General features: G+C 62.8%; 8 protein-coding genes. 5 read left to right on the top strand and 3 right to left on the bottom strand.

Features of this window, described 5'->3' with window-relative positions:
• The first annotated feature begins 381 nt into the window (after nucleotides 1–381).
• Nucleotides 382–1,269: a threonine/homoserine exporter RhtA gene (rhtA, locus tag HU738_RS25640; protein ID WP_186605008.1), complete on the top strand. Its 888-nt coding sequence runs from the start codon at nucleotides 382–384 to the stop codon at nucleotides 1,267–1,269.
• A gap of 190 nt (nucleotides 1,270–1,459) precedes the next feature.
• Nucleotides 1,460–1,741 (top strand): hypothetical protein, encoded by a 282-nt coding sequence (locus HU738_RS25635; RefSeq protein WP_176506438.1) that lies wholly within the window; start codon nucleotides 1,460–1,462, stop codon nucleotides 1,739–1,741.
• A 54-nt stretch (nucleotides 1,742–1,795) separates the two neighbouring features.
• Here HU738_RS25635 and HU738_RS25630 read toward each other — a convergent pair whose 3' ends face one another.
• Nucleotides 1,796–3,604, bottom strand: coding sequence for an aminopeptidase P family protein (locus tag HU738_RS25630; RefSeq protein ID WP_186605010.1), 1,809 nt, complete (start codon nucleotides 3,602–3,604; stop codon nucleotides 1,796–1,798).
• Between the two features lie 220 nt (nucleotides 3,605–3,824).
• Here HU738_RS25630 and HU738_RS25625 point away from each other — a divergent pair, with 220 nt between their 5' ends.
• Together HU738_RS25625 and HU738_RS25620 are read left to right on the top strand one after the other, a co-directional pair.
• Nucleotides 3,825–4,943, top strand: coding sequence for a DUF3182 family protein (locus tag HU738_RS25625; RefSeq protein ID WP_186605012.1), 1,119 nt, complete (start codon nucleotides 3,825–3,827; stop codon nucleotides 4,941–4,943).
• Nucleotides 4,927–5,697 (top strand): alpha/beta hydrolase family protein, encoded by a 771-nt coding sequence (locus tag HU738_RS25620; protein WP_186605014.1) that lies wholly within the window; start codon nucleotides 4,927–4,929, stop codon nucleotides 5,695–5,697. Before HU738_RS25625 ends, HU738_RS25620 begins: the two co-directional genes overlap by 17 nt.
• Here HU738_RS25620 and HU738_RS25615 read toward each other — a convergent pair.
• On the bottom strand, nucleotides 5,676–6,056 hold the full coding sequence (locus tag HU738_RS25615) for an antibiotic biosynthesis monooxygenase (protein ID WP_186605018.1): 381 nt from the start codon (nucleotides 6,054–6,056) through the stop codon (nucleotides 5,676–5,678). The genes HU738_RS25620 and HU738_RS25615 overlap by 22 nt on opposite strands.
• Before the next feature lie 86 nt (nucleotides 6,057–6,142).
• Here HU738_RS25615 and soxR point away from each other — a divergent pair, with 86 nt between their 5' ends.
• Nucleotides 6,143–6,595 (top strand): redox-sensitive transcriptional activator SoxR, encoded by a 453-nt coding sequence (soxR, locus tag HU738_RS25610; RefSeq protein WP_176506442.1) that lies wholly within the window; start codon nucleotides 6,143–6,145, stop codon nucleotides 6,593–6,595.
• Here soxR and HU738_RS25605 read toward each other — a convergent pair.
• On the bottom strand, nucleotides 6,587–7,469 hold an 883-nt coding region (locus HU738_RS25605; protein WP_217871529.1), incomplete at its 5' end, for a GlxA family transcriptional regulator. The genes soxR and HU738_RS25605 overlap by 9 nt on opposite strands.

The raw sequence follows: 7,469 nt of genomic DNA, 5'->3' as shown, positions 1-7,469 counted from the left end.
CTAACCACCTAACTCGTTGAATTCCAAAGAGTTTGTCGTTCCGATGTCGCTGGAAGTGGGGCGCATTATAAGGGGATTCGAAACCCCGTCAACCTTTAATTTCAAGAAATTGAAATATAGGAGGAAACACCGCGTCAGGGCCAGCAGGTGCTCGCCACAACGCATACATCGCCCGAGAGACCGAGCGCCGCCCGCGCGGCGCTTCGCGAATAAATCCGCTCCTGCAATTTGTTGCAAGGTGCCGAACCTGTCACGCCAGTGTTGCCTGCCCTGGGCATGACTGCAGGAGCGGATTTATCCGCGATGCGCCTTGCACCCCACCCAAGCAATTGCGCACTATATTGCACACCCCGCATACCTCCCAAGGATAGCCGCGCAGAAATGAACACCCAGCCCCGCAGCCTGGCCGCCACCCTCTTCCCGATCGGCCTGCTGCTGATTGCCATGGCCTCGATCCAATCCGGTGCCTCATTGGCCAAAAGCATGTTCCCTATCATTGGCGCTCAAGGCACCACCACCCTGCGCCTGATCTTCGCCAGCATCATCATGCTGCTGATCCTGCGGCCATGGCGGGTACGCCTGACCGCCAGCACCCTGCGCAACGTGGTCATCTACGGCATGTCACTGGGCGGCATGAACTTCCTCTTCTATATGTCCCTGCAGACCACACCGCTGGGCATCGCTGTCGCCCTGGAGTTCACCGGCCCCCTGGCAGTAGCGCTGTTTGCCTCGCGCCGTGCGCTGGACTTCGTGTGGATTGCCCTGGCCGTCGCGGGCCTGTTGTTGCTGCTGCCGGTCGGGCACGGTGGTCAGCCGTTGGACCTGCAGGGTGCGGCCTATGCACTGGGCGCGGGCGTGTGCTGGGCACTGTATATTCTGTTTGGCCAACGTGCCGGGGCCGAGCATGGCATCCAGAGTGCGGCCCTCGGCGTGGTGGTCGCGGCGCTGTTTGTCGCGCCTGTCGGCATCGTACATGCCGGTAGTGCGCTGCTCACCCCTGCCGTTATCCCTCTGGCACTGGGGGTCGCCGTGCTTTCGACCGCCCTGCCCTACAGCCTGGAAATGGTCGCCCTGACCCGTATGCCAGCCCGGACCTTCGGTACGCTGATGAGTATCGAACCGGCGATTGGCGCGCTGTCAGGCCTGCTATTCCTCGGCGAGGTACTCAGCACTACCCAGTGGCTGGCCATTCTTGCGATCATCGCAGCCTCCGCAGGCGCGACATTGTCCATGCGCCGTGAGGCAAGCCCTGCAGTTGCAGCGGACTGATTTGAGAAGCATTTTCATTTAAGACAAGATTAATGATTGTCCCCGCTCGCCTCGCTGATTAAGCTGTCACAAAATCATAATCTTTACGCTATCTACTTGAGCAGACACGGAAGCCGAGGAAGATTCAGGAAGACCGAAGCGATAACGACTGGGCCAGACAGCTGATCGGCCCAAGCATTTAAGGACAGGAATGAAACGTATTTTGCTCATCCTGGCCGTCTTGGCCATGGCCGGATGCGCCGCAACGGCCAAGACTGAGGTCAAAAAGGGGAAGAAAGGCCTGCATATCAATTGCTCTGGCCTGTCTTCGTCGTGGGACAAGTGCTACAGCAAAGCGGCCACTTCCTGCAGCACGCGCGGTTACAAGGTGATCGCCCGCTCCGGAGACACCGACGAGGAGCCCGGGGACTACCTGTTCGGCATCAACCCGGCCGGCTACACCAGCCGCAGCATGATCGTCATCTGTAAATAAAAGAAGGGCAGCCTGCGAGCTGCCCTTCTTTTATTTACCGATTGCCAGCATCCGTCAAAGCGGCGCCGTGCGCGCCTTCAGCCAATCCAGCGCAGCACCTTGCAGCAAGGGAGCCAAGCGCTCGTGTACCGTGGCGTGATACTGGTTCAACCAATCCCGCTCTTCATTGGTCAGCATTTCGGGAAGCAAGCAGCGCGTGTCGATAGGGCACAGCGTCAGCGTCTCGAAGCATAGGAACTCACCGAACGCGCTCTTGCCCGCCTCGCGGTTCGCCACCAGGTTCTCGATGCGCACACCCCAGGCACCCGGCCGGTAGGTCCCCGGCTCGATCGAGCTGATCATGCCCACCTGCATTGCCGTCTGAGGCGAGGTTGCCGCCTGGTAGGCGATCACCTGGGGACCTTCGTGCACGTTCATGAAGTAGCCAACGCCATGCCCGGTACCGTGACCATAGTCCACCTGGTCTGCCCAGATCGGCGCCCGTGCAATGGCATCGAGCAAAGGTGACAGGATGCCCCGCGGGAAGCTGGCACGCGACAAGGCGATCATGCCTTTGAGAACGCGCGTGCAATCCTGCTTCTGCTCCACGCTCGGCGTGCCCACCGGAACCATCCGGGTGATGTCGGTGGTGCCGCCCAGATACTGCCCTCCGGAATCGATCAGCAGCAGGCCATCACCTTCGATGGCCGCGTGGGATTCCTCGGTAGCGCGGTAATGCGGCATCGCGCCATTGCCGTTGAACGCCGCAATGGTCGAAAAGCTCAGCGAGACGAAACCTGGTCGGCGAGCACGCGCAGCGCTCAACTGCTCATCGACCGTCAGTTCGGTAATGGCCTCCTGGCCCTGATGCGCCTCAAACCAGGCGAAGAATTCGCACAAGGCCGCGCCATCCTGCTCCATGACCTGGCGGATGTGCACCAGCTCCTCTTCACCTTTGCGTGATTTGCTCAGGGTGGTCGGGTTCAGCCCTTCGATCAGCTGAACCTGGGCATCCAGATGCTTCAGCAAGCCACAGGTCACGCGAGCCGGGTCGACCAGCAGCCGGCTATGCGGGGCCAGTTCAGCCAACGCCTGCGCAACCTTGCTGTAATCGCGCACCTCGATGCCGTCGACCTCAAGTACATGGCGCAAGTGCTCATCGAGCTTTCCGGCGCCGACGAACAGCATCGCCTGGTCCTTGCCGATCAGTGCAAAGGACACGAAGACCGGGTTGTAGGACACATCACTGCCGCGCAGGTTGAACAGCCAGGCGATGTCGTCCAGCGTCGCGATGAAGTGCCAATCAGCGCCCTTTTCCTGCAGCGTTGCCCGCAGCTGGCGAAGCTTCTCGGCCCGGCTGACCGTGGCGTAGGGCGGCAGGTGCTGATAGATCGGGTTGGCAGGCAGCGCCGGGCGGCCTTCCCACACCTCGGCGAGCAAGTCCCGATCGGTTGCCAGGTGCGCCTCGCGGGCCTTGAGCCGCTCTTCGAGCTGGCGGGCCGAAGCCAGCGCCATGACTGCACCATCTACGGCTACAGTGCCTTTGAGCCGAACATTGTCACCCAGCCATTCCAGCGCACCCGGCTTGCCCGGCAGAAGCTTCATCAAGACGATGCCGCTACCGGCCAGCTCTTTCTCGGCTTGTTCCCAGTAACGGCTGTCAGCCCACACACCGGCAAAGTCGGCGGTAACCACCAGCGTGCCTACCGAACCATCAAAACCCGACAGCCACCGACGCCCCTGCCAGTAGCCGGGCAAATACTCGGAAAGGTGCGGGTCGGCCGACGGCACCAGCAGGGCATCGATCCCCTCCCGGGCCATCACTGCGCGCACGCGCGCCAGGCGCTCCGGCACACTTTGCTCAATCGTGGTCTGAAGGTTCATGCGCACTCCTGCGGTCACATCGGGGTTATTCCAGGTTGAGAATAATGGAACAGCTGCCACGGTGCCGCAATCGCCGCGGCCGACTCACGGCAGGCTATGCCCATCCAGCCACCTGCAAACCAGACGCCTCCTGCAACCAGGCCGGGACCATCAGTCACTTCCAGCTGAACTTACCGCTGACAGGGGCTTCACAACCTGTACATTCATTGCACACAGGCAGGTGCCCATGCCCAGTGCCCGTCACCCGAAGACTGCCGTGGTATTGCTAGACACCCGCGAGCACACCCCGGAACACGAACATGCCGTGCACCTGAACCTGGCTGACCGGTTGGCCCGGTTGCTGGGTTGTCATGCCGTGCTGCCCGATGTACCGGCCAACAAAGACACGCACTACTATTACTTGCCTACCGAAACCCTGGTCGGCCCCGAACGTTATGCCGCCATGGGCATTCGCAGCGAGCAGGACCTGTTCGGCGGACTGGTCAGCCACCCTTACATGGCTACCAAGGCCATTTCCCACCCGTTACCGGCCAATGCCCAATTCCCGCCGGGCTGGACCGATGCCTTCGCTCGTCAGGCAAGCGACGCACTGCTCCGCGGCTACACCGTTTTCAGCAAGGCCGATGCCCGGCGCGCCGCCCAGTTGCTGCTGCTTGATGGCCCGGTGCGCATCAAGCCGGTGCTGGCCAGTGCGGGCCGGGGCCAGCACGTCATCACCGATGCGGATCAACTGGAACCGCTGCTGACCAACGTCGATGAACGGGACCTGGCCCTCTGGGGCCTGGTGCTGGAAGAAGATCTGGCCAATGTCGAGACCTTCAGCGTTGGCCAGGTCCGCGTCGGCGGCCTGACCTGCAGCTATCACGGCACCCAGCAACTGACGCGTGACCACCAAGGTACCGAGGTCTACGGCGGCTCCGAACTGGTCGTGGTGCGGGGTGACTACCCTGCCCTGCTGCAGCTGGCCCTGGAAGATCACCTGCGCCTTGCGATCAACCAGGCCATGACCTACGAACAAGCCGCCGAGCAGCACTTCCCAGGTTTCATCGCATCGCGGCGCAACTACGACATCGCCCGCGGCACTGCGGCCGACGGCCATCTGCGCAGTGGCGTGCTCGAACAATCCTGGCGTCTGGGGGGAGCCAGCAGCGCAGAGCTCCTGGCACTGCAGGCATTTGCCGACGACCCGGCACTGCAGCGGGTATGCGCCTCCACCCATGAAGTGTTCGGCACGCCCGACTTGCCCGCTGACGCCACCCTCTTCTATCAAGGAAACGACAGTGAACTCGGACAACTCAGCAAATACGCGCGGATTCGCCGGCATGAGCATTCAGAGTGAAACCGTGCAACTGCAGGTCGAGGATGACAGCATCGTCGGCACGCTGGTCAGCCCCGGCAGCAAGATGCCCGGCATTCTCTTCGTCCACGGCTGGGGCGGCAGCCAGCAGCGCGACCTGGCACGCGCTCGGCACATCACGGGCCTGGGCTGCGTGTGCATGACCTTCGACCTGCGCGGCCACGCGAAAACCGAAAGCCAGCGCCTGACCGTCACCCGCGAGCAGAATCTCCAGGACCTGCTGGCTGCCTACGATCGGCTGGTCAGTCACCCGGCGGTGGACAGCAGTGCCATCGCCATCATTGGCAGCAGCTACGGTGGCTACCTGGCCACCTTGCTGACCTTGCAGCGGCCGGTGAAATGGCTGGCGTTGCGCGTGCCAGCGATGTACTGGGATGACGAATGGAACATGCCCAAACAGGCGCTCGATCGCCAGCGCCTGAACGATTACCGCATGCGCCTGCTCGGCCCTTCCGACAACCGTGCGCTGGCGGCCTGTGCCGAGTTTTCCGGTGATGTGCTGCTGGTCGAATCGGAGCAGGATGACTACGTGCCCCACGCCACGCTGATGAGCTACCGCTCGGCATTCGTCAGCGCTCATTCGCTGACCCATCGCATCGTCGACGGTGCCGATCACGCCCTATCGAGTGAGCAAAGCCAGAAGGCCTATAGCTCGATCCTGGCCGCATGGGTCAGCGAGATGGTGATCGGCGCACGCCTGGACCGCTACCCGCACTACGCCCCCTGGTACGCCTGAAGGTCGCCAACCTGGCAATGCAGCCCGCCATCAGCCTCGCGTATCAGGCTGCGCATCGCCTGATACGCGGAAAAGTTGACACCACGCGCCTGATGGCGGCTAAGCAGTTCGAAAAAGGGCTCCTCGGCAAAACACTCCGCCGCCACCTTCCAGGCCTGGCGTGATTGCCATTGCAGGTATTGCAAGACCCGGCTGCCATCGTCACTGGCCTGGATGCTGACGCTTTGCAAACCTTGGCATCGCGCAGCCAACTCCTCGCTGCGCGCAACCAATGCCTCCGCCAGTGCCACCTGGCGGGAAGCGGGCACTTCATATTCGATCATCTGGGTGAACCACAGGGAATGCGGGGTGGCAGTCATCGCGTGTCTCCTTGCTGCGAGCGCTTGATTCGGAATCGCCAGCAGGGTAAAACCTCCAGTTAACTCAAGGTCAAGCGTTTTTTCCCATGCCCAAGCCATCTCCCACTGCCGCGGAAAAACTGCTCAGCGTTGGCCAGTTGGCCGCGCGCAGCGGCGTGGCAGTGACTGCATTGCATTTCTACGAAACCAAGGGCCTGATCCAGAGCACCCGTAATGCAGGCAACCAAAGGCGCTACCCAAGGGCAATGCTGCGCCGGGTCGCGGTGATCAAGATGGCCCAGCGCCTGGGCATTGCGCTGGCCGAGATTGCCTCGGCGCTGGCCACGCTGCCCAACGACCACACCCCGACCGCCGAAGACTGGCGGCGCCTATCGGCACGCTGGCGTGAGGATCTGAACCACCGGATCGATGAAATGGTCAGGCTGCGCGACCAGCTCGACGGCTGCATCGGCTGCGGTTGCATGTCGCTGAAGGAATGCCCGCTGCGCAATCGCCAGGATCATCTGGCTGATGAGGGGCCGGGGCCGCATCTACCCTGAGCCAGGCAAGGCCAGGCGCTGCCGATATTCGCTGGGCGTCAGCCCGGTAATGCGCTGGAACACCTTGCGAAACGCCCCCGGGTCCTGATAACCGACCCCCCAGGCAATCTGCTCGACCGTGCGCCGGGTCAACTCCAGCATTCGGCAGGCGCGCCCCACCCTTACTTGCTGGCAGTACTCGGTAGGCTTCAGGCCGGTGGCCGCACGAAAGCGCCGGAGGAATGTGCGCACCTCTAGCCCGGCACAAGTGGCCATGCCGGCAAGGTCGGCGTCTTGCGCACCCGCGGCCTGCAACCAGTGCTGAACTTTCAGCACCGCCTCGTCGCCATGATCCAGGCGCGGGCTGAACAGCGACCCCGGCAATGGCCTGCTGACCGGCTCGACGGACAGGTAGCGCGCCGTCTCCCAGGCCACCGACGCGCCGAGATAGCGCTCCAGCAGGCGCAACCCCAGTTCGGTCCATGCCATCAGGCCAGCGGAGGTGATGATGTCGCCGTCATCCAGCAGCGGCAGATTGGCCTCCACACGGACCTTGGGGTAACGCTCGGCAAGGGTTTGTGCGTAATTCCAGTGAGAACTGGCTGCCCGCCCATCGAGCAGGCCACTGGCGGCGATGAAGAACACGCCGATACACACCGACGCCATCACCGTGCCTTGGCCATGCCATTGGCACAACGGCTGCCGGTGACGTTCGAGCAGGTCCGGGGGCGGGGTCGCCTCCAGGCTCGGCGGGATGATCAACACGCGCAGCGGCTGGCTCGCCGCGCCAAGGCCGTCCTCAATACGCTGCAACAGCCCTGCCTCATCGAGCTGCCAATGGCTGACCCGGATCTGCGGCAGCCCGACGGCGCCCAGCTCGGCGACCATGCGATTG

Origin of the sequence: Pseudomonas vlassakiae (genome assembly GCF_014269035.2) — a bacterium.
GTDB lineage: Bacteria > Pseudomonadota > Gammaproteobacteria > Pseudomonadales > Pseudomonadaceae > Aquipseudomonas > Aquipseudomonas vlassakiae.
The sequence above is the reverse complement of the archived record's forward strand: the minus strand, read 5'-3'. Positions and strand labels throughout refer to the sequence as shown.

Excerpts from the sequence above, each read along its gene's own strand:
- rhtA (WP_186605008.1), top strand. The coding sequence starts at position 382 with ATGAACACCCAGCCCCGCAGCCTGGCCGCCACCCTCTTCCCGATCGGC.
- HU738_RS25635 (WP_176506438.1), top strand. The coding sequence starts at position 1,460 with ATGAAACGTATTTTGCTCATCCTGGCCGTCTTGGCCATGGCCGGATGC.
- HU738_RS25630 (WP_186605010.1), bottom strand. The coding sequence starts at position 3,604 with ATGAACCTTCAGACCACGATTGAGCAAAGTGTGCCGGAGCGCCTGGCG.
- HU738_RS25620 (WP_186605014.1), top strand. The coding sequence starts at position 4,927 with ATGAGCATTCAGAGTGAAACCGTGCAACTGCAGGTCGAGGATGACAGC.
- HU738_RS25615 (WP_186605018.1), bottom strand. The coding sequence starts at position 6,056 with ATGACTGCCACCCCGCATTCCCTGTGGTTCACCCAGATGATCGAATAT.
- soxR (WP_176506442.1), top strand. The coding sequence starts at position 6,143 with ATGCCCAAGCCATCTCCCACTGCCGCGGAAAAACTGCTCAGCGTTGGC.